Source organism: Herbaspirillum sp. NPDC101396 (assembly GCF_044767365.1).
Classification (GTDB): domain Bacteria; phylum Pseudomonadota; class Gammaproteobacteria; order Burkholderiales; family Burkholderiaceae_D; genus Herbaspirillum.
The window spans coordinates 411,829-432,967 of the sequence record NZ_JBIWNT010000004.1 but is presented as its reverse complement, the minus strand read 5'-3'; the positions used below and the strand labels follow the sequence as shown (position 1 = coordinate 432,967).

Here is a 21,139-nt window from a genome sequence, read left to right as displayed (position 1 = left end):
ATGATGAAAACCAATTTCCAGTCCTTGAAGACAATGGCCGGCATTTCTCTGATCAGCGCGTTGCTGGCGGCGTGCTCGCTGGCGCCGTCGTACGAACAACCGCCGCTGCCGGTCGCGGCGCATTGGCAAAAAACGGATGCTGCTGACGTGCAGCCCGACGCCCTGCAGGCGGCATCAATCGCCTGGACCGATTTCTTCCAGGATGCGCAATTGAAGTCGGTGATCGCCGCCGCACTCGACAACAACCGCGACCTGCGCGTGGCCACGCTCAACATTGAACGCGCCCGCGCCATGTACAACATCCAGTCCGCCGACCAGGTTCCCAACCTGGCATTGAACGGCAACGGCGCACGCCAGCGCCTGCCGGCGGACGTCAATCCGACCGGCAGAGCCGGCGTCAACAGCAGCTATTTCGCCGGCGTCGGCCTGGCCGCGTTTGAAATCGATCTGTTCGGCCGCGTCAGGAACCTGAGCGAAGCGGCGCTGCAACACTACTTCGCGACAGAGCAGGCGCAACGCAGCGCGCAGATCAGCCTGATCGCCGAAGTGGCCAACACCTACGAAGCGCTGGTGGCCGACCGGCGCCTCTTGCAGCTCACCGAAAACACGCTGGCCAGCCGGGCCGATTCCTATGATCGGCAAAAGCAGTTGTATGCCGAAGGCGCGAGTTCCGAATATGACCTGCGGCAGGCGGAGTCGCTTTTCGAAGCCGCCAAGGCTGCGCGCGCGCAACAAGAACGGCGCAAGACGCTCGATGAAAATGCCTTGACCGTACTGGTCGGCCAACCGCTTGCAGCGGATATCGGAACCGCGAACGCGGCATCGGCCGGGCAGGTTCTGCCGGACCTTCCCGCCGGACTGCCTTCGGACCTGCTCACCGCACGACCCGACATCCTCCAGCAAGAAGCCGTACTGCGTTCGCAGAACGCCAACATCGGCGCGGCGCGGGCGGCATTTTTCCCGCGCATTTCCCTGACGGGCAATTTCGGCTCCGCCAGCAGCCAGCTGTCCGGATTGTTCGACTCGGGCTCGCGCTCGTGGTCGTTCCTTCCGCAAATCTCCATCCCGATCTTTGAAGGCGGCCGCAATATCGCCAACCTGAACGTGGCCGAGACCGACAAGAGAATCGCCGTCGCCCAGTACGAAAAGACGGTGCAGGTCGCCTTCCGCGAAGTCGCTGATGCGTTGGCGGGCCGCGCGACGCTGGCCGACGAAGCCCGTGCCGTAAAGGCCCAGGAGGCGGCGGAATCGGCACGCTACGGTTTTGCCAGGAGCCGCTATGAAGCCGGCTATTCCAGCTATCTGGAATACCTGGACGCGCAACGCTCGCTGTTCGCAATCCAGCAGCAATCCATCCAGGTGCAACTTGCGGAGCTGCAGAATCGCATCACGCTCTACAAGGTTCTTGGCGGCGGCTGGAAGACGGCCAAACAATAGGAACAGAAACAGAAGCCGGCCTCGCCTCTTTTTCAGGGGCGGGGAAATGCTTCAACACCGCCAACAAGTGTCCCTGGCGACATACGTGTTAAGGTGAGCTCGTGCGCATTGCCGCACGAAGCTCACACCCTTCCGGCAGACTTGGCCGGGGACCGTGTTCCCTCATGTAGCTGAACACCATGTCTCGAAGGGGCTCTGATCCACTCTTTCATCATCACCTGCGAGCACGGCGGCAATCGCATTCCTGCGCCGCATGACGGTCTGTTTCTGGATCAGTTGAGTTTGCTCGACTCTCATCGCGGCTACGATGCCGGTGCGCTGCTGATGGCGCAGGATCTGGCGACAGCTTTCGATGGAGCGCTGGTGATCTCGACCGTCAGCCGTTTGCTGGTCGATCTCAATCGCTCTATCGGCCATCCGCAACTCTTTTCAGAGACGACCCGACGCTTGCCACCATCGGTACGCGAAGAAATCCTGGCGCAGTATTACCGCCCTTATCGCAAGCAGGTCGAGCATCTGGTGGCGCAAGCCGTAGCCGACGGGCAGCGCGTGATCCACATTTCTTCGCACAGCTTCACGCCAGAGCTGAACGGCAAGGTGCGCAACGCCGATGTCGGCTTGCTCTACGATCCTGCCCGACACGGCGAGGTCGAACTGTGCGCCCGCTGGCGGGCGACCTTGGCTGAACTTGCACCATCATTGCGCGTGCGCCGCAACTATCCCTATGCAGGCAAAGGCGACGGCCTGACCGCCTGGCTGCGCCGGCGCTTCGCACCGACCGCCTATGTCGGCATCGAGCTGGAGGTCAATCAGCAGATTGTTGATGCGGCAGGCGAGCAATGGATGGCATTGCGTGGTTTGCTGGTGGACAGCCTGGGCACGGTATGTGCATTGAAGGTTGGATGAACGTGTTTCGCTACCTGCGGTCTGGTTAACTGTCTTGTTAACTTAACGCCCCTCAACCTCAGCCGTTTGTCCTGCGTGCAACTTGCATCTCGCTTGACGCGGCTGAAAACCGGAACCTGTCATGAAAATCCATATCGGTTTTGAAATGGTCTACGATTGCCCGCAACCGACTCCCATGATTTTCAACCTGAACGTCCACTTCACGCGGGTATCCGATCTGGTCAGCCGCGATGACCTGATGTTCGATCCCCCGGTTCCGCGCACGGCCTACCGCGACAGTTTCGGCAACTGGTGTACGCGTATCGTGGCGCCACAAGGCCGTATGCGCATTTCCGCCGATGCCGTCGTCAACGACAGCGGCGCCCCTGACGTGCTCTCGCCGCAGGCGCGACAGCTGGCCGTGCAGGACTTGCCCGAAGAGCCGCTGCTGTTCTTGCTCGGCAGTCGCTACTGCGAAACGGATCGCCTGTCGCCGATTGCGTGGCAACTGTTCGAGCATGCACCGACAGGCTGGGGCCGCGTGCAGGCAATCTGCGACTACGTCCATCACCACATCGTGTTCGGCTACGAAAACGCCCGCATGACGCGCACCGCGCTGGAAGCATTCAACGAAAGAGTCGGCGTTTGCCGCGACTACGCCCATCTGGCGGTCGCGTTCTGCCGCTGCATGAATATTCCGGCGCGCTATTGCACCGGTTACCTGGGCGACATCGGCACGCCACCGCCGCATGGCACGATGGATTTCGCCGCCTGGTTCGAGGTGTTCCTCGACGGTAGCTGGCACACCTTCGACGCCCGCAACAATACGCCGCGCATAGGCAGGGTCCTGATTGCCCGTGGCCGCGACGCCGCCGATGTGGCGCTCAACAACACCTTCGGTCCCAATACGTTGAGCAGCTTCAAGGTGTGGACCGACGAAGTCAGTCAGCGTCAGCCGGGCGAACCGTGGCTATGATCGTCTGTTAGAGAACGCCCGCGCTGCGCCGCCATGCCATGCGCGGCAATGCCGGGATCAGCAAGCCCAGGCAAATCAGCGCCACGCCCATGAGCAGATCCGCCGACAAGGCCTCGCCAAAGATCAGCGACGACAGCGTGATGCCCACCACCGGCACGCCCAGCATGCAGACCGAGACGGTCACCGGCGACAGGCGCTGGGTCATTTGCAGCACGATCAGAAACGTCAGCGCCGTCGCCAGCGGGCCGGTGTAGGCGATCACGTACCAGGCATGCGGTTCGGCGAGGAAAGCCGGCGCGCCCTCGACAGCCAGCGCCAGCACCGTCAGCGGCAGCGCCGCCACCAGCGTCTGCCAGGGCAGCAAGTCGAAGTCGAGACGCACGCCCTTGATCGACTTGATCTGCAGGATATTGATGGCCCACGACAAGGATGCCGCCGCCAGCATCAGATAACCGATCATGCCGTGCAGGTCGGCATGCAGCAACGCCGGCAACACCACAATCGCCATGCCAAGATAACTGAACATCGTCGCCAATCGTTGCTGACCGCTGAGACGCTGCTTGAGCACCAGGGCGGCGCCGGGCACCACCCAGATCGACGTGGCGTAAGCGATCAGCGATGCGCGTCCCGGCATCACGAAATGCAAGGCGCCGGTGACCAATGCAGTAAACAATCCCATCTGCAAAATACCCACGCCCAGCACCACCGGCCATTCTTCGCGGCGCGGCAGGCGCAGCTTGCCGATGGCGGCGGCGATCGCAAAACTGAGCAGAGCGGCGGAAACAAAACGGCTGGCGGCGAACCACAGCGGCGGGATGTACTGGCTGCCGAACTTCATCACCGGCCAGTTGCCGCCCCAGATGCAGATCGCCAGCACCACACAAACGAGGAAGGGTCCGCTGAGGGCTTTTGCTTTTTTGAGAGGGGCAGACGGCGTGCTGGGCGACATGGATGTTCCGGGTGAAAGAGGCAGGGATGGATGCGATGTGCTGGCGAAGATGCCCGTGGGCATCTGATGTTGCACTGCATCTAATTTGATCGTTATGGTAACGATTCACGCACAGATAGTGCTGCCGTATTGCGTGGAACAAACGTGATTTATAAGCATAAATATCTTCATATTTATATTATTACGATCAATTATGCTTTTTAAGAAATAAAACTCAGGATTAGCACCTATCCGGCATTTCTCGCAGATACCTCTGCAGCGCCGCATCATTAGACCCGAACCGACCTCCCCTGCCCCGCCGCCCGATTAGAAATTTTCACCTGAAGGGTGGCAAAGTTGTTTGATGGTCTTACCAATTAATTGGTATTATCTCGATTCCCAAGCAGGACCATGCGCCGCAGTCGCCACGACGGCGCTTTACTTCAGACCAACCACCAAAGGAAGAGCAATGAAATTACTCCGTTACGGCCCTGTCGGCCAAGAAAAGCCAGGCATCCTGGATCAGTCCGGCAAGATCCGCGACCTGTCGGCGCATATCAAGGACGTCAACGGCGCCGCTCTGGATGACGCCACCCTGGCGAAAATCCGCGCACTGGACCTGCAAAGCCTGCCGGTGGTCGACGGCAATCCGCGCATCGGCGCCTGCGTCGGCAACATCGGCAAGTTCATCTGTATCGGCCTGAACTACGCCGACCACGCTGCTGAATCCGGCCTGCCTATTCCTGCCGAACCAGTCGTGTTCAACAAGTGGACATCGGCCGTGGTCGGCCCTAACGACGACGTCAAGATCCCACGCGGCTCCAAGAAGACCGACTGGGAAGTCGAGCTGGGCGTGGTCATCGGCAAGGCCGCTTCGTACATCGAAGAAAAAGATGCGCTGTCGCACATCGCCGGCTATTGCGTCGTCAACGACGTCTCCGAGCGCGAATACCAAACCGAACGCGGCGGCACCTGGGACAAGGGCAAGGGTTGCGACACCTTCGGTCCGATCGGCCCATGGCTGGTGACACGCGATGAAATCGCCAACCCGAACAACCTGCAACTGTGGCTGGAAGTCGACGGCAAGCGCTACCAGAACGGCAACACCAACACGATGATCTTCAACGTGCCGTTCATCATTTCCTACCTGAGCAAGTTCATGAGCCTGCAACCTGGCGACGTGATCTCGACAGGTACGCCTCCAGGCGTCGGCATGGGCGTCAAGCCGAATGCTGTTTACCTGACTGCCGGCCAAACCATGCGTCTCAGCATCGAAGGCTTGGGCGAACAGCAACAAAAGACTGTCAACGCATAAATCTGATCCGCTTCCAGATGCGGGCCGTCGATATCCATTGACGGCCCGCACTGAGCCGCATCGGCAAAGATTGAAGACTGCCCGCAGAAGGCAGATTCCAAACAGGTCACCTCAAGAGCAAAGAGAACGGAGTTCACATGAATCATTACGATTTCCAGGGTCGCAGCGCGATCATCACCGGCGGTGCGCAAGGCATCGGTTTCGCCATCGCCGAACGGCTGCTGCAAGGCAAGGCCAAAGTCGTCCTGTGGGACCTCGATGAGAAGTTGCTGCAGGAAGCGCGCGCCAAGCTCGAGTCGCTCGGCAACGTCGAAACCGTCGCCGTCAACATCGCCGACCAGGCCGCCGTGCAACGCGCCATCGAAGCCACTGAAAAAGTCACGCAATCGATCGACGTGCTGGTGCACAGCGCCGGCATCGCCGGCCAGAACGGCCTCGTCGCCGACTACTCGCCGGAAGAATGGCGTCGCGTCATCGACATCGACCTCAACGGCGCGTTCTACGTCAACCAGGTAGTCGTGCAACGCATGATCGCGCAAAACTACGGCCGCATCGTCAACATCGCTTCCATCGCCGGCAAGGAAGGCAACCCGACCGCGTCTGCCTACAGCGCCGCCAAGGCAGGCCTGATCGCTCTGACCAAGAGCCTCGGCAAGGAAACCGCGACCAAGAACATCGCCGTCAACGCGATCACGCCGGCTGCGGCGCAAACCCGCATCCTGGAACAATGCACCCAGGCGCACATCGACTACATGCTGTCGAAGATCCCGCGCGGACGTTTCGTCAAAGTGGAAGAAATCGCCGCCATGGTGAGCTGGCTCGTGTCGGAAGAAAACTCGTTCACCACCGCATCGGTCTTCGACCTGTCCGGCGGCCGCGCGACTTATTGATCCGACACTGAATCAGCGCTGATTCAGCACTGATCCAGCGGAATCAAACGGATAGCGTCCGCCTTGCCGGCTGCGGCGCATTGAACATGCGCCGAGCTATCCGCCAATAATAAAAATTATTATCCAGCCTGTTTGCCCGGCATGCCACAAGCATCCCGGGTCGGCATGCTGCGCCCTTTTTATTGCTTCAGAGGAGAGATGTTATGGCAGCAGTACCCTATCCCGCCACCGCGCAGGATATCCAGGAATCCAATCTATACCGCCGCATCACGCTGCGCTTCGTGCCGCTGCTCGTGATCTGCTTCGTGTTCGCTTATCTCGACCGCGTCAACATCAGTTTCGCCAAGCTGCAGATGCAGCAGGATCTCGGTTTCTCCGACGCCGTCTACGGCCTCGGCGCAAGTATCTTCTTCGTCGGCTACTTCCTGTTCGAAATCCCGAGCAACATGATCCTGCACAAGGTCGGCCCGAAGCGCTGGATCGCCCGCATCATGGTCACCTGGGGCATCGCCTCGGCGGCGATGATGTTCGTCACCAATGAGACCGGGTTCTACATCCTGCGCTTCCTGATTGGCAGCCTGGAAGCCGGCTTCGTGCCTGGCGCGCTGTACTTCTTCACCAACTGGTTCCCGTCGCAACGCCGCGGCCGCATCAATTCGCTGTTCATGGCAGCCATCGCCCTGTGCGGCATGATCGGCGGCCCGATCTCGGGCGGCATCATGAAGTTCACCCACGGCGTGAGCTCGCTGCACGGCTGGCAATGGCTGTTCCTGCTGGAAGGCATTCCGTCGATCGTGCTCGGCGTGATCTGCTGGATCGTCATCGACAACAAGATCGAAGACGCGCGCTGGCTCAAGGACGATGAAAAGAAACTGCTGCTGGCCCGTCTCGCGGCCGAGCCGAAGAGCGAAGCGGTGCACTCCTTCCGCGACGCGTTGAAGCAGCCGTCGACCATCACCATGTCGCTGATCTACCTGGTGCTGGCTTCGGGCATCTACGGCCTGGTGTTCTGGATGCCGCAACTGATCAAGACCGCCGGCACCGACGACACCTTCATCATCGGCCTGATCACGGTGATTCCTTACCTGTGCGCCGCCATCGGCATGATCCTGATCGGCCGCAGCTCGGACCGCACCGGCGAACGCCGCTGGCACTTGGCCGGTTGCGCGCTGGCCGGAGCCATCGGCTATGCCGTGAGCGCCTACTTCGGCAGCAACACGCTGGTGCTGGTGGTCGGCCTGTCGTTCGCCGCAACCGGCATCATCGCCGGCATCGGCCTGTTCTGGATCCTGCCTCCGCGCGTGCTGACCGGCGCCGCAGCGGCCGGCGGCATCGCGCTGATCAACTCGGTCGGCCAGCTCGGCGGCATCATCACGCCGTACATGGTCGGCAAGATCCGCGACATCACCGGCAGCGCTTCGCTGGGTCTGTACGTGGTGGCGCTGGAATGCCTGGTCGGCGCGGCCTTGCTGTTGTGGGCGCTGCCCAAGCGCATCTACTTCCGCGAGCCTGTCGCCAAGTAATCAAGCCGTTGTCCGCAGCATGAAAAAAAGCCGCCCTCGGGCGGCTTTTTTTTTGCTTCGCCAACGACCTCAGCGCAGTCGTGCAGGGCCGGCCGTGATATCGATTTCGCGCCGTACGCGCGGTGCCTGTGCGGTGCTCAGTTCATGTCCCAGCTTGAACACGCTGACGATGCGCGCCAGGTTGGCCGCCTGCTGCTGCAGCGATTGTGCGGCAGCGGCAGCTTCTTCGACCAGCGCGGCATTCTGTTGCGTGACGCCGTCCATCTGCGTCACGGCATGCTTGACCTGGTCGATGCCTTCGCTCTGCTCGCGGCTGGCGGCGGAGATTTCGCTGACGACGTCGGTCACGCGCTTGACGCTGGCGACCACTTCATCCATGGTCACGCCGGCCTTCTCCACCAGCTTGGTGCCGGCGCCGACCTTCTCGACGGAGTCGCCGATCAGCTGCTTGATTTCCTTGGCTGCGGCGGCGCTGCGTTGCGCCAGGCTGCGCACTTCCGACGCCACTACCGCGAATCCCCGGCCCTGCTCGCCGGCACGCGCCGCTTCCACTGCGGCGTTCAACGCCAGGATGTTGGTCTGGAACGCAATACCGTCGATCACGCTGATGATGTCGACGATCTTCTTCGACGACGCATCGATGGAGCGCATGGTTGAAATCACTGCGCCGACCACGTCGCCGCCTTCGGCCGCAACACCGGACGCCGAGGTCGCCAGCGCGTTGGCCTGCACGGCGTTGTCGGAATTCTGTTTGACCGTCGCCGACAATTGTTCCATTGCTGCCGCAGTCTGCTCGAGCGAACTGGCCTGCTCTTCCGTGCGCGAGGACAGGTCGAGGTTGCCGCTGGCGATCTGGCTCGATGCGGTGGCAATGGCATCGGTGCCGCCGCGCACATCGCCGACGATTTTCAGCAGGCTGCCGTTCATGTCTTTCAGCGCCGACAACAGCATGCCGACTTCATCCTTGCTGCGCACCTCGATATGGGCCGTCAGGTCGCCGTCCGCGATCGAACGCGCCACACCGACCGCAACGGTCAGCGGACGCGTGATGTTGACGGTCAGGTACCAGGCGCTGGTCACGCCGAACAGCAGGATCAGCACGCCCAGCACGATCAGCAGCGTGCGGCCGGTCTGCGCCATGTGCTCGATGTCGGTGGCGGTGTCGTCGATGCTCTTGCGCTGCATCGTCAGCAGATTCTGCAATGCATCCTTGAGGTCATTGGCGCGCGGCATGAAGGCGGTCTCGAGCAAGCGATTGGCTTCTTCCAGGTCGCCGGCGGCCTTGGCCTTGCGCATCTGGTCGCGCGCCGCGACGTACAACGAACGCTGCGTCTCGATCTTCTTGAACAGCGTCAGTTCCTGCTCGCTTTCGAGGATCGGTTGCAGCTTCTTGAGCAGCTCGGTGGAGATCTTGGACGAGGCCGCATCTTCTTTTGCGAAGAACGGCGCCAGCGCCGGGTCGGTGCTCTTGGCGATGGCGGTCACACGCGTGATGGAGGTTTGCACGATCGGAAACCAGTCGCTGATAAGGCGTTCTTTTTCCAGCGGACGCTGCATCATGGCCTTGGTGGCGTCGGTCACGCCCTGCAGGCGCCAGATGCCGATGCAGATGATGGTGATGGCCAGCAGCAGAATGATGGAGAAGCCCAGCGCCAGGCGTTTGCCGATCTTGAGGTTGGCAAGAATGTTCATAGAGTCTCTGTTCTTATACGATGTTGGAATGACAACGAATGCAGCAGGAACGCATGGAGATTTCCCACGGCGGCGCGCAAGTATAGCTTCCGGGATGCGGCGTCATTCCTGAGATCAGCGGGGGAAATTGGCGTCAAGAAATACAAAAGCCGCCCGTAGGCGGCTTCTCGTTCCGGGCGATTTCGCGCTCTTCAGGCTGTAAACACGGTTAACAAGCCATTCAGCAAGTTGCACGCCTGAGCATGCCGGCGCGCATCTTGTCGTAGCACCAGTTGAATACCAGCGTGTAAGGAAGAAAAAACAACACCAGGCCGATGTCGAGCACGAAGGCTTCGATCAGACCGATATTAAGCCACCACGCGGCCATCGGCACCACGGCCAGGATCAGGCCGGCTTCGAACACGACGGCGTGGGCGATGCGCACCGCAAAGCTGCGCCCGGCGGCGGGCCCCTTCCAGCGCCGTTCGAGACGATCGAACACGGTATTGAAAATGACGTTCCAAGTCATCGCCACCAGCGAAATCATCAGCGTCAGCAGGCCTGCGTGCGCAAACGACACGCCTAGCAACCACGACATCACCGGCGCGCACAGCAGCAGCGCAACGATTTCGAACAACACCGCGTGCAGCAAACGTTCATAGAGGGATTTCTCTTGCTTCATGGATTCTCTCCTTGGGAATGCCTCGATTATCGACGGACCCGCTGATAGAATGAAGTTATTAATCATCGGAATAACCGATACTTATAGGCACGCATGCACTCTCTTGACGCCCTGCAGATGTTCATCGAAGCCGCCAACCTCGGCTCGTTTTCGGCTGCCGCGCGCAAGCTCGGCAAGCAGCAATCCAGCGTCAGCGAAGCCATCGCCAACCTGGAAATCGATCTCGGCGTGACGCTGTTCGACCGCAGCACGCGCAAGCCGACCCTGACCGAACACGGTCACGCCCTGCTCACGCATGCGCGCCAGCTGCTCGACGCCAACGACAAGCTCAGCCGGGCGGCGCAGCAACTGGCCGGCGGCCGCGAGGCGCAATTGAGTTTTGCGCTGTCCGACACCTATCAGTCCGACGTTTTTGAAAAAAGCCTGGCGCAACTCGAGCAGCGCTTCCCCGATCTCAGCCTGGAATGCCTGATCGCCGAAGACGAGGATGCCGTCGACCTGGTGCAATCGGGTCGCGTGCAGCTGGCGCTGGTGGCGGCGCAGCCGTCGTATCCGCCGGACATCGGCTTCGAGACCATCGCCGACCAGTCCGAGATCGGCCTGTACGTCAGCACCGCGCATCCGCTGGCGCAGGCCGCGCACATCAGCGGCGACATGCTGCGCCAGGTGCGCGAGCTGCGCGTTAACACCTACACCCATCGCGACCCGACGCGACAACAGCAACCCGGCCTGTATTGGTCGGCGTCGAGTTATCTGATCTTGCTGGAGATGACCGAACTGGGATTCGGCTGGGCGGAATTGCCGCGCTGGGTGGTCAAGCGTTTCGGCGCGTCGGATATGAAGGAGTTAAAGGTGCACGGCTGGCCGCGCAGCATCCGCGTGCACGTGATCTGGTCGCGCGAACGTGGACTGGGGCAGGCCGGCGCATGGCTGTGCAATACCTTTCTGCAAACGCCGGCCTGACAATTTCAGCGCTTAAAACTGTTCCCAGTCGTCGTCCGACGTTGCGGCCGATAGGCGCTTCGGCGTTGCTGCTGGCGCGGACACGGCTGTCTTCACTGCGCTTTTGCCAAGTCCTGGAGCAGGCTTGTGGGGCGCGCTTTTCGTGGTTGCCGCAGTGGGCGCCATGACCGCCGGCTTGACCTGAGCCGCCGCAAGGTTCCTGCCTGTCGCATGCGCGCTGTCCAGCGTGAAGATACCCACCACCTGCGTCAGCGTCGCCGCCTGATCCTGCATGGATTGCGCAGCCGCTGCGGCCTCTTCCACCAGCGCCGCGTTCTGCTGCGTGGTCTCATCCATCTGCGCGATCGCGCGATTGACCTGCTCGATGCCTTCGCTCTGCTCCTGACTGGCCGAGCTGATTTCGCCGACGATGTCGGTCACGCGCTTGACGCTGGCGACCACTTCCGCCATGGTCGCGCCGGCCTGCTCCACCAGCTTGCTGCCGGAGTCGACCTTGTCGACCGAGTCGCTGATCAGTTCCTTGATTTCCTTCGCGGCCGAGGCCGAGCGCTGCGCCAGGCTGCGCACTTCCGACGCCACCACTGCAAATCCGCGGCCTTGCTCGCCGGCGCGCGCCGCTTCCACTGCCGCATTCAGCGCAAGAATGTTGGTCTGGAAAGCGATGCCATCGATCACGCTGATGATGTCGACGATCTTTTTCGACGACGCATTGATGGCGCCCATGGTGTCGACCACTTGCCCGACCACGCTGCCGCCCTGCACCGCCACTTCGGAGGCGGACACGGCCAGCTGATTGGCCTGGTGCGCGTTGTCGGCGTTCTGCTTGACGGTCGAGGTCAGTTCTTCCATCGCCGACGCGGTCTCTTCCAGCGAGCCGGCCTGCTGTTCGGTACGCGTGGACAGATCCATGTTGCCGCTGGCGATCTCGGCCGAAGCGGTGGCGATAGTGTCGGTGCCGGTGCGCACCTGCCCGACGATGCGCTGCAGGTTGTCGTTCATGGTTTTCAACGCACGCAGCAGCTGACCGGTTTCGTCCTTGCGGCTGACATCGATGCGCGAGCTCAGGTCGCCTGACGCAACCGTTTCGGCGATGCCGAGCGCCTGCTTCAAGGGACGGATGATGCTCAGCGCCAGGCGCCAGGCGAACACCCAGCCGGCGATGAACAGCAGCGCGCCGAAAGCGATCAGCAGGTTGCGGCTTTGCGTGTATTGCGCCTGGATGCTGGCGGCGATCTGGTCAATGCTGGAACGCTGCAGGTCGAGCAGTTGCTGCAAGGCGTCAAGGTAACCCTTGGCCGCTGCCGGAAAGTCTTTCGCCAGGATGCGCGCGGCTTCTTCCACGTTGCCGTCGGCCTTGGCTTTGGAGATGGCGTCGCGCGCCACGATGTAGCTCTTGCGCACCGTGCCCAGTTGCGCGAACAGGGCTTTTTCCTTGTCGCTGCTGAGCAGGCCTTCGAGCGTCTTTTGTTGCTCGTTCGACAGCTTGGTGGCGGTGGCGGCGTCTTCGGCGAAGAACGCGCTCAGGCTGGGATCTGAACTCTTGGCGATTGCGGTGGTGCGGCGCACGCTCGTGTGGATGGTGCGATACCAGTCAGACACCAGGCGTTCCTTGGCGAGCGGCTTTTCCATCATGGCTTGTGTGGTCTCGGCCACTTCATGCAAACGCCAGATGCTCAGCGCGATGACCGCGATGGCGGAAAACAGGATGATCGCAAAGCCCAGGTTGAGACGTTTGCTGATGTTCATATTGGCAAGGAAATTCATTTTTATCTTTCTGTGAATGTCGATCCCGGTCCCCTTCGTGGAAGCTCTTCGCGCGCAGCACGCAGCAAGCAACCCGGAATGGCCCGTATTGTCTGCAATAAGGCGGCATCAGAGCTATTGGTATTTCTACCTAGAAAAGCACCGCATGGTCTTCTTACCATCGCAACATGTCTGCGTCATGAAATGCTGCGCGGACGGCATTGCGCTGCAATGTTGTCGAAGATGCAAATGCAGGGAGAGAATTTCAGCGTGAGGTTGGCAACTGAAATGACAACTGCAGGGAGAGGTCAATTGCCACGACGTGACAACTGCCGCGGAAGCGACAACTGCCGCCGACGATGATGAAGATGCATCAGCGACGGCAGAGAAAGAAAAATGAATTGAATCAGGTGCGCGCGCGCGTCGCCTTGATCAGGTTGTCGCGCAGCGTCGCGACAGCGTTCTGGACCTTCACGAATTCCTCGTCGCCCAGTCCGCAGGCGTCGGCCAGGTTGATGTCCAGCGCCTTCTCGCGCAGTCGGCGCCCCGCCTCCGTCAGCCCTACCCGCACCTGGCGCTCGTCGACGGCGTCGCGTTCACGATTCAGGTAACCCATCCCCTCAAGCTTCTTGAGGATGGGCGTGAGCGTGTTCGATTCGAGGAACAGCTTTTCGCCGAGGCCGCTGACGGTCTGGTTGTCTTCCTCCCACAGTGCGATGACGGCGATGTATTGCGTGTAGGTCAGGCCGAGCTCATCGAGGATGGGCTTATACGCCTTGCCGAACGCGAGGTTGGCGGAATAGATCGCGAAGCAGAGGAAATCGGACAGCCTGGGGGCAGCCACCGTTGCCTGCGCTGGCTTTGCGGTGCGTGAAGGTCGGGACATGGCGGTGAGCTCCTGTGGATACGGCGCGATCGATGCGCTTGGTGCAACTGCGCGGACGTTGCCGAAATTATACATCGGATACGATTTAATCGAATGCGTTGACATTTTTAAAAGCTCAGGTATTATTCATCGCATTCGATTACATCGGATGCGATTTAAATTAACCGACACCACTTCACCACCTGAGGAACCTGACATGAGCACCATCGAAAAAGTACTGTACACCGGCAAGACGACCACCACCTCCGGCGGCCGCGACGGTTCCGCACGCAGTGCCGACGGCCGTCTCGACATCGAGCTGTCGTCGCCCGGCAGCACCGGCAAAGGCACCAATCCGGAGCAGCTGTTCGCGGCCGGCTGGTCGGCTTGCTTCATCGGCGCCATGGGCCTGGCCGCTGCCGAGAGGCAGATCAAGCTGCCGGCCGACCTGCGCGTGGATGCCGAAGTCGATCTCGGCACCACCGCCGGCGCCTACTTCCTGCAGGCGCGCCTGAACGTCAGCCTGCCCGGCTTCGACCGCGCCGTCGCCCAGGCGCTGGTCGATGCAGCACACGAAACCTGCCCGTACTCGAAAGCCACGCGTGGCAACATTGGCGTTGAAATCAAGTTGATCTGATCGAGGTTTGATCAGGCACATCTGCTTCGATACAAATAAAAAGGCCTGCCGAAATACACATGCGGCAGGCCTTTTTTACGCAACGAAAACGGGAAGGATCAGTGTTGCGGCCGCAACGTCAGGCGAGCTTCCAATCCACCGCCGGTGCGGTTATGCAGCGACAACTTGGCATCCATCGCCAGCGTCAGCTGACGCGCGATCGCCAGTCCCAGTCCGGTGCCGCCGGTGTTGCGGTTGCGCGAAGTTTCCAGTCGCACGAAGGGTTCGAACACTGCGTCCAGCGACTCGGCCGGGATACCGGGACCGCGATCGAGCACGGCGATGGTCACCGCTCCATCAGCTTGCGCGCCGACTTCAAGCTCGGCCGCGCCACCGAACTTGAGCGCGTTGTCGACCAGGTTGCCGAGGATGCGCTTGAGGGCCTGCGGACGCGTCACCAGCGCCGCGCCGACGGCGCCGTGCAGCGACACCTCTTTGCCGGCGTCGACGTAGTCGCACACCAGGCTGTCGAGCAGCGCGTCGGGATCGATGCGGATCGGCGCTTCCGCTGCACCATGCAAGGTGCGTGCGTAGGCCACGCCTTCCTTGACCAGCGTTTCCATCTCCTGCAAATCCTGTTGCAGCTTGGCGTGTTGCGCCCCTTCATCCATCACGTCCACGCGCAGACGCATGCGCGTGATCGGCGTCTGCAAGTCGTGCGAAATCGCCGCCAGGATCTGCATGCGCTCGGTCATGTAGGTGGCGATGCGGTCCTGCATGGCGTTGAAGGCCTTGGCCGCGCGCGCAACTTCGGACGGGCCGTCTTCCGGCAAGCGCACCGCCTTGAGATCGGGGCCAAGCGTATCGGCCGCAGCGGCCAATGCATGCAACGGCCGCGTCGCCAGCCGCACCGCCAGCCAGCAGCACGCAGCCAGCACGATCAGTTGCAGAGCCAGCACCAACGGCAGCCACGGTGACAGCGGCACGCCCGACATCGGTCGCATGTCGATGGTCAGCGGCGTACCGTCTGTCAACTTCAGATGCACCTGCATGCGCTCCTTGTCGCCGGGCACGGCGTTGACGGTCAGCGCGTATTCGGTGCCGATGCCGTCGGCGATCGACTTTGCCACCATCTTCGACAGGCGCGCATCCGGCGGCGTGCCGGTGATGCCGGGGCCGAGGATGAATTCATAACTGCGGCGCGCCAGGCGCGGCAGCCATTGCGCGCGTTCTGCCGGCGGCAGGTGATCGAGCAGCGCGACGGAACTGGCCGCTTCGCGTTCGATGTAACCCATCATGACGTTGGTAGTGGCCTGGTCGCGCTCGGTCAGCGTCAGCCAGAACGACAGCGTCTGCGCCAGCACCAGGCCGATACAAAGGATCAGCGCCAGCCGGGCAAACAGCGTGCGCGGCCAGCGCAGTAGGGACAATGTCATTGCTCGCCTTCGATCAGGGTGACGGTCGCGGAGAAGACATAGCCTTCGTTGCGCAGCGTCTTGATGTAGCGCGGCTCGCGCGCGCCGTCCAGCAGGCGCTGGCGCAGGCGGCTCACCAGCAGGTCGATGGAACGATCGAACGGATCCGACGCGCGTCCTTGGGTCAGGTTGAGCAACTGGTCGCGCGTGAGCACGCGTTGCGGATGATCGAGGAAGACGCGCAGCAGGCGATATTCGGCGCCGCTCAGCGCCACCATGGTGCCGTCCTGATCGAGCAGGTGGCGCGCCGTGGTGTCCAGCCGCCAGTCGCCGAAGCCGAGCATCTGCACCGCTTCCGTGACCTGCATGTTGGGCGGCAACATGCGCGCGCGGCGCAGCACCGACCGAATGCGCGCCATCAGTTCGCGCACCGCGAACGGCTTGGTGAGGTAGTCGTCGGCGCCCATTTCGAGGCCGACGATGCGGTCGGTTTCTTCGCTGCGCGCGGTCAGCATCAGCACCGGCACGGCCTTGAATTTGCCGACGCGCAATTCACGGCACAATACCAGGCCGTCTTCGCCGGGCAGCATCAGGTCGAGCACGATCAGATCCGGCGCGCCCTGCTCCAGCACCGCGCGCATCTGGCGCCCGTTGGCAGCCAGCGACACGCGCATGCCGTTTTTCTCAAGGTAGGCGGCCAGCAGTTCGCGGATGCCGCGGTCGTCGTCGACGATCAGGATGTGGTCTTGGTTTTCCATGCGGCGATCATACCTTAGCGCGTTTGCGCCGGCTCGCCGGCGTACTGGCCACGTTGAGCAGCGAGCAATACACCGGCTTGGCCAGCTCAGCCGCAAAACCTCCGGCCAGGAAGGCAAAGATCGCCAGAAAACGTTTAAGGCCGGTCACGCGTCCTCCACCACCGACAAGCTGGCGCCGTCGCCCACATCGGCTTCCAGCGCATACGGATCGACACCTTCCAGGCAGCCGATGTTGGCGCGCCAGAAGTTGGGATCCCTGCGGGTCTGGTGGAACGGATAGATACCGCAGTGCTTGCAGAAATAATGCTTCGCGGTGCGGGTGTTGAACTGATACAGCGTCAGCGACTCTTCGCCGCTGACGATCTTGACATCGGCGGCGTCGATCATCGGCGTCATCAGCGCGCCCTTGCGGCGGCACAGGCTGCAGTTGCAGCGCCCGGCCGGCGTCAGCGCGGTACGGACTTCAAAACGGACGGCGCCGCAGTGGCAAGAGCCTTTGTAGCGTTCAGCAATCATTTCCTTCTCCTTCAAATGGTTGGCAATGACCACTTTATAAATCAATGCGAAAACAAGCCCCGGGTTGATTTGTGTCTCAATGTATCTGGTGCGTGTACATACACAAAACATTGCACCCGTGTGCTGTTGCAGACACAAGCCAGATACGTGCAAACGTTCCAATACGGTCATCGCAACCAACATTGGAATGCCTGACATGCACAACTTCATCGAAACGCCGTTCGCCCTGCTGGCCGGTCTGCTGACCATTGCTTCGCCGTGCGTGCTGCCGGTCCTTCCCATCTTGCTGGGCAGCTCGGTCGGACCAACGGGCAGCGCACCCAACCGCACTCGTCCGCTGTTCATCATCGCCGGCTTCATCCTGAGCTTCTCGGCCTTCGCCATGTTGCTGGGCGCAGTGTCCAGCACCGTCCACGTAGCCCAGGAAGCCTTGCGCAATACCGCCATCGCGCTGCTGGCGCTGTCCGGCTTGCTGCGCCTGTGGCCGCGTCCCTACGAATGGCTGGTGGCGCACTTGCAGGCGCCGCTGCAACGCATGCACGGCGCTCCTCCGAAAGCGCCGAGAGAACACGCCGGCAACACCGGCGGCTTTGTACTCGGCATGTCGCTGGGCGCAGTCTGGACGCCCTGCGCCGGTCCGGTGCTGGCCTCGATCCTGGTGCTGGTCGTGAAGGCCCAGGACCTCGGCTGGTCGGCCCTGCTGTTGCTGATGTACGCCATCGGCGCCGCCATCCCCATGCTCGCCATTCTCTACGGCGGCCAGTACATCAGCCGCCATGTCCGCATGGTGTCGCGCCACACCCAGCGCCTGCAACAGTTGTTCGGCGTACTGGTGATGCTGACCGCGCTGGCGATCTACCTGCAATACGACGTGCTGATTACCGCCGCCTTGTCTTCCCTGTTTTTTTCCTGATTTTCCTCTTTCAATTGAAAGGATCCACCATGCTCTCCCGACTCAAGACCTTCGCCGCCCTGACTGTATTCGCCGCCGCTACTTCCACCGCCGCCTCAGCCGGCGCGCTCAGCAAGAGCGTCGCCGCACCTGAATTCACCGGCGTCGACAAATGGCTCAACAGCGAACCGCTGACCATGCAGCAACTGCGCGGCAAGGTGGTGCTGGTCGACTTCTGGACCTACACCTGCATCAATTGCATCAACACCCTGCCCTACGTCAAATCCTGGCACCAGAAGTACAAGGACCAGGGCCTGGTGGTGGTTGGCGTGCACACGCCGGAATATCCGTTCGAGCGCAGCACCGACAACGTCAAGACCGCCATCAAGCGCTTCGGCATCACTTACCCGGTCGCGCAGGACAACCGCTACGCCACCTGGAGCGCCTACAACAACCAGTACTGGCCCGCCTTCTACCTGATCGACAAGAAGGGCCAGGTGGTCTACACGCATTTCGGCGAAGGCCAGTACGCGCAGACCGAAGCCGCCATCAAGAACCTGCTGGCGCAACCGCAGTAACGCAACCCAAACGCAGTTCAACCATCGTACTTAGACCAAGGAGAAAAAATGTCCGACCAGATCGATCAACGCCGCCGCCGTTTCTTCGGCGCAGCAGCAGCCACCGTCGCCACCGCGCAACTGAGCTTCAGCGCACTCGCCAACGCACAGACCATTACAGCGGGCACCTCGTCAGCAGCGGCTGCCGGCTTCACCTCGATCAGGCAGATCGACGCCGGCGTGCTCAACGTCGGTTACGCCGAGCTCGGCCCGGCCAACGGCAAGCCGGTCATCCTGCTGCACGGCTGGCCGTATGACATCCACAGCTTCGTCGAGGTCGCGCCGCTGCTGGCCGCCGCCGGCCATCGCGTGATCGTGCCGCACCTGCGCGGCCACGGCAGCACCCGCTTCCTGTCGGCCGACGCGATGCGCAATGCGCAGCAATCGGCAGTGGCGCAGGACATCATCGCGCTGATGGATGCACTGCGCATTCCGTCGGCGGTCATCGCCGGCTTCGACTGGGGGGCGCGCACCGCCTGCATCATGGCCGCACTGTGGCCGGAACGATGCCAGGCGCTGGTCTCCGTGAGCGGCTATCTGATGACCAACCTGGCGACCGCCAAGAAGCCGCTGCCGCCCAAGGCCGAGTTCGACTGGTGGTATCAGTTCTACCTCACCACCGAACGCGGCGTGACCGGCTACACGCAGTACCGTCGCGAATTCGCCGAGCTGATCTGGAAGACGGCCTCGCCGAAATGGAATTTCGACGCCGCCACCTTCAACCGCAGCGCCGCCTCGTTCGACAATCCCGACTACGTCGCCATCGTCGTCCACAACTACCGCTGGCGTCTCGGCCTGGCCGAAGGTGAACGCAAGTACGACGCGCTGGAACGCCGTCTTGCCGACCTCCCTGTGATCGGCATCCCGACCATCACGATGGAAGGCGACGCCAACGGTGCGCCGTTCCTGCCGCCGGCTGCGTATCGCAACAAGTTTGCGGGCAAGTATGAGCACCGCAACCTCACCGGCGGCATCGGCCACAACCTGCCGCAGGAAGCCCCGCAGGAATTCGCCAATGCCGTGCTCGCGGTGACGAAGCTGTAAATTCCTTGGGCCGAAAAAAATGCCATCCGCGCAAACGGATGGCATTTTTGTCATTGCGCGCCTGGCTTATTCGTTCAGGTCAGGCAGGAATACCGTCAATACCCCCGCCAGCGGCAACAAGGAACACAGAAGGTAAACGTAAGCGATGCCGTACAGGTCGGCCAGATGCCCGAGCAACGCCGCGCCGATGCCGCCGAAGCCAAACATCAAGCCGAAGAACACGCCCGAAATCAAACCCACCTTGCCCGGCACCAGCTCCTGCGCATACACCACGATGGCCGAGAACGCCGACGCCAGGACGAAGCCGACGCACACGCACAGCACGCCGGTCCAGAACAGGTTGGCGTGCGGCAGCAGCAAGGCGAACGGCGCTGCGCCGAGGATCGAAAACCAGATCACGCGCTTGCGTCCGATGCGGTCGCCGATCGGTCCGCCGAAGAAAGTGCCGGCAGCCACTGCGCCGAGGAACAAGAACAGCAGGATCTGCGAATCGCCGACGGCCAGATGGAACCGGTCGATCAGGTAGAAGGTGAAATAGCTGGTGAAACTCGCCATGTAAAAGTATTTGGAAAACACCAGCAAGGCCAGCACCAGCAGGGCCTTTTTGACGGCAGCGGGAGACAGGTGATGATGCACCGTCGCCCTGGCCTTCTTGGCCCCTGCGGCCAGATGATGGCGATACCAATTGCTCACGCGCGACAACACCACGATCGCCACCACCGCGAAGATGCAGAACCACGCGATGTTGGGTTGGCCGAACGGCACCACCATCGCCGCCGCCAGCAAGGGGCCGAGCGCCGAGCCGGCATTGCCGCCAACCTGAAAGGTTGATTGCGCGAATCCAAAGCGACCGCCCGACGCCATGCGCGCGATGCGCGACGCTTCCGGATGGAAGGTTGATGAACCGACGCCGATCAGCGCCGCCGCCAGCAAGAACCAGCCGAAGCCGCCGGCCATCGACAGCAGCACGATGCCGAGCAAGGTGAACAGCGCGCCGCACGGCAGCAGCAAAGGCTGGGGATGCTTGTCGGTGTACATGCCGATCCACGGCTGTATCAGCGAAGCCGTGACCTGGAAGGTCAGCGTGATCAGGCCGACTTGGGTGAACGTCAGTCCGTAGCTTTGCTTGAGCATGGGATAGATCGATGGCAGCAGCGCCTGGATCAGGTCGTTGATCAGGTGGGCGAAGCCGACCGCGAGCACGATGCGCAGCACCAGCGGCGAGCTGCCTTGCTGCGCGCCGGCCGGCACCGGTGGGCTTGCAGCCGGCGTGCCGGACAAGGCGACGGGAGAAGATGTTTGTGTTGTCATGGCGATGAAAGGTGAAATGGCAGGAATGGTGGGACGATAGGCGAATGGTATAGTGACACTTAAAAACCGGAATGACATTTTCCGTCGATTAA

Annotated in this window: 21 protein-coding genes; 11 read left to right on the top strand and 10 right to left on the bottom strand. The window is 61.7% G+C overall.

Going from position 1 to position 21,139, the window contains the following annotated elements; all coding sequences use genetic code 11:
- The 3 genes from ACIROY_RS15805 to ACIROY_RS15795 all read left to right on the top strand — a co-directional run bounded on the left by ACIROY_RS15805 (position 1) and on the right by ACIROY_RS15795 (position 3,298).
- Positions 1-1,437, top strand: a complete 1,437-nt coding sequence (locus tag ACIROY_RS15805) for an efflux transporter outer membrane subunit (RefSeq protein WP_402342352.1) — start codon at positions 1-3, stop codon at positions 1,435-1,437.
- Between the two features lie 195 nt (positions 1,438-1,632).
- On the top strand, positions 1,633-2,343 hold the full coding sequence (locus ACIROY_RS15800; protein WP_402342734.1) for an N-formylglutamate amidohydrolase: 711 nt from the start codon (positions 1,633-1,635) through the stop codon (positions 2,341-2,343).
- 121 nt (positions 2,344-2,464) lie between these two features.
- The gene (locus tag ACIROY_RS15795) at positions 2,465-3,298 is read left to right on the top strand and encodes a transglutaminase family protein (protein WP_402276082.1); all 834 of its coding nucleotides are present in this window, start codon (positions 2,465-2,467) and stop codon (positions 3,296-3,298) included.
- 7 nt (positions 3,299-3,305) lie between these two features.
- Here the strand turns inward: ACIROY_RS15795 and ACIROY_RS15790 are convergent, their stop codons facing one another.
- A complete protein-coding gene (locus ACIROY_RS15790) occupies positions 3,306-4,247 on the bottom strand; it encodes a DMT family transporter (protein ID WP_402342350.1) in 942 nt (313 codons plus the stop codon).
- 448 nt (positions 4,248-4,695) lie between these two features.
- Here ACIROY_RS15790 and ACIROY_RS15785 point away from each other — a divergent pair, with 448 nt between their 5' ends.
- The 3 genes from ACIROY_RS15785 (at position 4,696) to ACIROY_RS15775 (ending at position 7,954) form a co-directional block, all read left to right on the top strand.
- A complete protein-coding gene (locus tag ACIROY_RS15785) occupies positions 4,696-5,541 on the top strand; it encodes a fumarylacetoacetate hydrolase family protein (protein WP_402342349.1) in 846 nt (281 codons plus the stop codon).
- Positions 5,542-5,678: 137 nt separating this feature from the next.
- On the top strand, positions 5,679-6,431 hold the full coding sequence (locus ACIROY_RS15780; RefSeq protein WP_016835855.1) for an SDR family NAD(P)-dependent oxidoreductase: 753 nt from the start codon (positions 5,679-5,681) through the stop codon (positions 6,429-6,431).
- A gap of 203 nt (positions 6,432-6,634) precedes the next feature.
- Positions 6,635-7,954 carry an MFS transporter gene (locus ACIROY_RS15775; protein ID WP_402276076.1) on the top strand — a complete coding sequence of 440 codons (1,320 nt, stop codon included), beginning with the start codon at positions 6,635-6,637 and terminating at the stop codon, positions 7,952-7,954.
- 69 nt (positions 7,955-8,023) lie between these two features.
- Here ACIROY_RS15775 and ACIROY_RS15770 read toward each other — a convergent pair whose 3' ends face one another.
- A complete protein-coding gene (locus ACIROY_RS15770) occupies positions 8,024-9,646 on the bottom strand; it encodes a methyl-accepting chemotaxis protein (RefSeq protein WP_402276073.1) in 1,623 nt (540 codons plus the stop codon).
- A 220-nt stretch (positions 9,647-9,866) separates the two neighbouring features.
- The gene (locus ACIROY_RS15765; RefSeq protein WP_402276071.1) at positions 9,867-10,307 is read right to left on the bottom strand and encodes a multidrug/biocide efflux PACE transporter; all 441 of its coding nucleotides are present in this window, start codon (positions 10,305-10,307) and stop codon (positions 9,867-9,869) included.
- A gap of 93 nt (positions 10,308-10,400) precedes the next feature.
- Between ACIROY_RS15765 and ACIROY_RS15760 the strand changes: the two genes are divergently transcribed.
- A complete protein-coding gene (locus tag ACIROY_RS15760; protein WP_402342347.1) occupies positions 10,401-11,270 on the top strand; it encodes a LysR family transcriptional regulator in 870 nt (289 codons plus the stop codon).
- 12 nt (positions 11,271-11,282) lie between these two features.
- On the opposite strand, the gene ACIROY_RS15755 is transcribed toward ACIROY_RS15760, so the two are convergent.
- The gene (locus tag ACIROY_RS15755; RefSeq protein ID WP_402342345.1) at positions 11,283-13,034 is read right to left on the bottom strand and encodes a methyl-accepting chemotaxis protein; all 1,752 of its coding nucleotides are present in this window, start codon (positions 13,032-13,034) and stop codon (positions 11,283-11,285) included.
- 385 nt (positions 13,035-13,419) lie between these two features.
- A complete protein-coding gene (locus ACIROY_RS15750) occupies positions 13,420-13,899 on the bottom strand; it encodes a MarR family winged helix-turn-helix transcriptional regulator (RefSeq protein WP_402276064.1) in 480 nt (159 codons plus the stop codon).
- 196 nt (positions 13,900-14,095) lie between these two features.
- Between ACIROY_RS15750 and ACIROY_RS15745 the strand changes: the two genes are divergently transcribed.
- Positions 14,096-14,515 carry an organic hydroperoxide resistance protein gene (locus tag ACIROY_RS15745; protein ID WP_402276062.1) on the top strand — a complete coding sequence of 140 codons (420 nt, stop codon included), beginning with the start codon at positions 14,096-14,098 and terminating at the stop codon, positions 14,513-14,515.
- A gap of 98 nt (positions 14,516-14,613) precedes the next feature.
- On the opposite strand, the gene ACIROY_RS15740 is transcribed toward ACIROY_RS15745, so the two are convergent.
- The 4 genes from ACIROY_RS15740 to ACIROY_RS15725 are packed head-to-tail and all read right to left on the bottom strand — an operon-like array spanning position 14,614 to position 17,183.
- The gene (locus ACIROY_RS15740) at positions 14,614-15,930 is read right to left on the bottom strand and encodes an ATP-binding protein (RefSeq protein WP_402276059.1); all 1,317 of its coding nucleotides are present in this window, start codon (positions 15,928-15,930) and stop codon (positions 14,614-14,616) included.
- Complete coding sequence (locus tag ACIROY_RS15735; RefSeq protein ID WP_053195613.1) at positions 15,927-16,667, bottom strand: response regulator; 741 nt, start codon at positions 16,665-16,667, stop codon at positions 15,927-15,929. The genes ACIROY_RS15740 and ACIROY_RS15735 overlap by 4 nt, the downstream gene beginning before the upstream one ends.
- 7 nt (positions 16,668-16,674) lie before the next feature.
- Positions 16,675-16,815, bottom strand: a complete 141-nt coding sequence (locus ACIROY_RS15730) for a hypothetical protein (RefSeq protein WP_158559730.1) — start codon at positions 16,813-16,815, stop codon at positions 16,675-16,677.
- Positions 16,812-17,183 (bottom strand): GFA family protein, encoded by a 372-nt coding sequence (locus ACIROY_RS15725; RefSeq protein ID WP_402276056.1) that lies wholly within the window; start codon positions 17,181-17,183, stop codon positions 16,812-16,814. The genes ACIROY_RS15730 and ACIROY_RS15725 overlap by 4 nt, the downstream gene beginning before the upstream one ends.
- Before the next feature lie 196 nt (positions 17,184-17,379).
- On the opposite strand from ACIROY_RS15725, the gene ACIROY_RS15720 reads away from it, so the two are divergent.
- From ACIROY_RS15720 to ACIROY_RS15710, 3 genes are read left to right on the top strand one after another with little or no spacing between them, the layout of a single operon-like run.
- Complete coding sequence (locus tag ACIROY_RS15720) at positions 17,380-18,096, top strand: cytochrome c biogenesis CcdA family protein (protein ID WP_402342343.1); 717 nt, start codon at positions 17,380-17,382, stop codon at positions 18,094-18,096.
- 29 nt (positions 18,097-18,125) lie between these two features.
- Positions 18,126-18,653 carry a thioredoxin family protein gene (locus ACIROY_RS15715; protein WP_402276052.1) on the top strand — a complete coding sequence of 176 codons (528 nt, stop codon included), beginning with the start codon at positions 18,126-18,128 and terminating at the stop codon, positions 18,651-18,653.
- A gap of 48 nt (positions 18,654-18,701) precedes the next feature.
- Positions 18,702-19,736 (top strand): alpha/beta fold hydrolase, encoded by a 1,035-nt coding sequence (locus tag ACIROY_RS15710; RefSeq protein WP_402276050.1) that lies wholly within the window; start codon positions 18,702-18,704, stop codon positions 19,734-19,736.
- A gap of 66 nt (positions 19,737-19,802) precedes the next feature.
- On the opposite strand, the gene ACIROY_RS15705 is transcribed toward ACIROY_RS15710, so the two are convergent.
- Positions 19,803-21,047: an MFS transporter gene (locus ACIROY_RS15705; protein ID WP_402342341.1), complete on the bottom strand. Its 1,245-nt coding sequence runs from the start codon at positions 21,045-21,047 to the stop codon at positions 19,803-19,805.
- Positions 21,048-21,139 lie beyond the last annotated feature (92 nt).

Coding starts and splice junctions, on each gene's coding strand:
- ACIROY_RS15790 (WP_402342350.1), bottom strand. CDS start 4,247: ATGTCGCCCAGCACGCCGTCTGCCCCTCTCAAAAAAGCAAAAGCCCTC.
- ACIROY_RS15710 (WP_402276050.1), top strand. CDS start 18,702: ATGTCCGACCAGATCGATCAACGCCGCCGCCGTTTCTTCGGCGCAGCA.
- ACIROY_RS15725 (WP_402276056.1), bottom strand. CDS start 17,183: ATGATTGCTGAACGCTACAAAGGCTCTTGCCACTGCGGCGCCGTCCGT.
- ACIROY_RS15775 (WP_402276076.1), top strand. CDS start 6,635: ATGGCAGCAGTACCCTATCCCGCCACCGCGCAGGATATCCAGGAATCC.
- ACIROY_RS15770 (WP_402276073.1), bottom strand. CDS start 9,646: ATGAACATTCTTGCCAACCTCAAGATCGGCAAACGCCTGGCGCTGGGC.
- ACIROY_RS15740 (WP_402276059.1), bottom strand. CDS start 15,930: ATGACATTGTCCCTACTGCGCTGGCCGCGCACGCTGTTTGCCCGGCTG.
- ACIROY_RS15745 (WP_402276062.1), top strand. CDS start 14,096: ATGAGCACCATCGAAAAAGTACTGTACACCGGCAAGACGACCACCACC.
- ACIROY_RS15795 (WP_402276082.1), top strand. CDS start 2,465: ATGAAAATCCATATCGGTTTTGAAATGGTCTACGATTGCCCGCAACCG.
- ACIROY_RS15755 (WP_402342345.1), bottom strand. CDS start 13,034: ATGAATTTCCTTGCCAATATGAACATCAGCAAACGTCTCAACCTGGGC.
- ACIROY_RS15765 (WP_402276071.1), bottom strand. CDS start 10,307: ATGAAGCAAGAGAAATCCCTCTATGAACGTTTGCTGCACGCGGTGTTG.
- ACIROY_RS15715 (WP_402276052.1), top strand. CDS start 18,126: ATGCTCTCCCGACTCAAGACCTTCGCCGCCCTGACTGTATTCGCCGCC.
- ACIROY_RS15785 (WP_402342349.1), top strand. CDS start 4,696: ATGAAATTACTCCGTTACGGCCCTGTCGGCCAAGAAAAGCCAGGCATC.
- ACIROY_RS15735 (WP_053195613.1), bottom strand. CDS start 16,667: ATGGAAAACCAAGACCACATCCTGATCGTCGACGACGACCGCGGCATC.
- ACIROY_RS15805 (WP_402342352.1), top strand. CDS start 1: ATGATGAAAACCAATTTCCAGTCCTTGAAGACAATGGCCGGCATTTCT.
- ACIROY_RS15780 (WP_016835855.1), top strand. CDS start 5,679: ATGAATCATTACGATTTCCAGGGTCGCAGCGCGATCATCACCGGCGGT.
- ACIROY_RS15705 (WP_402342341.1), bottom strand. CDS start 21,047: ATGACAACACAAACATCTTCTCCCGTCGCCTTGTCCGGCACGCCGGCT.
- ACIROY_RS15720 (WP_402342343.1), top strand. CDS start 17,380: ATGCACAACTTCATCGAAACGCCGTTCGCCCTGCTGGCCGGTCTGCTG.
- ACIROY_RS15750 (WP_402276064.1), bottom strand. CDS start 13,899: ATGTCCCGACCTTCACGCACCGCAAAGCCAGCGCAGGCAACGGTGGCT.
- ACIROY_RS15760 (WP_402342347.1), top strand. CDS start 10,401: ATGCACTCTCTTGACGCCCTGCAGATGTTCATCGAAGCCGCCAACCTC.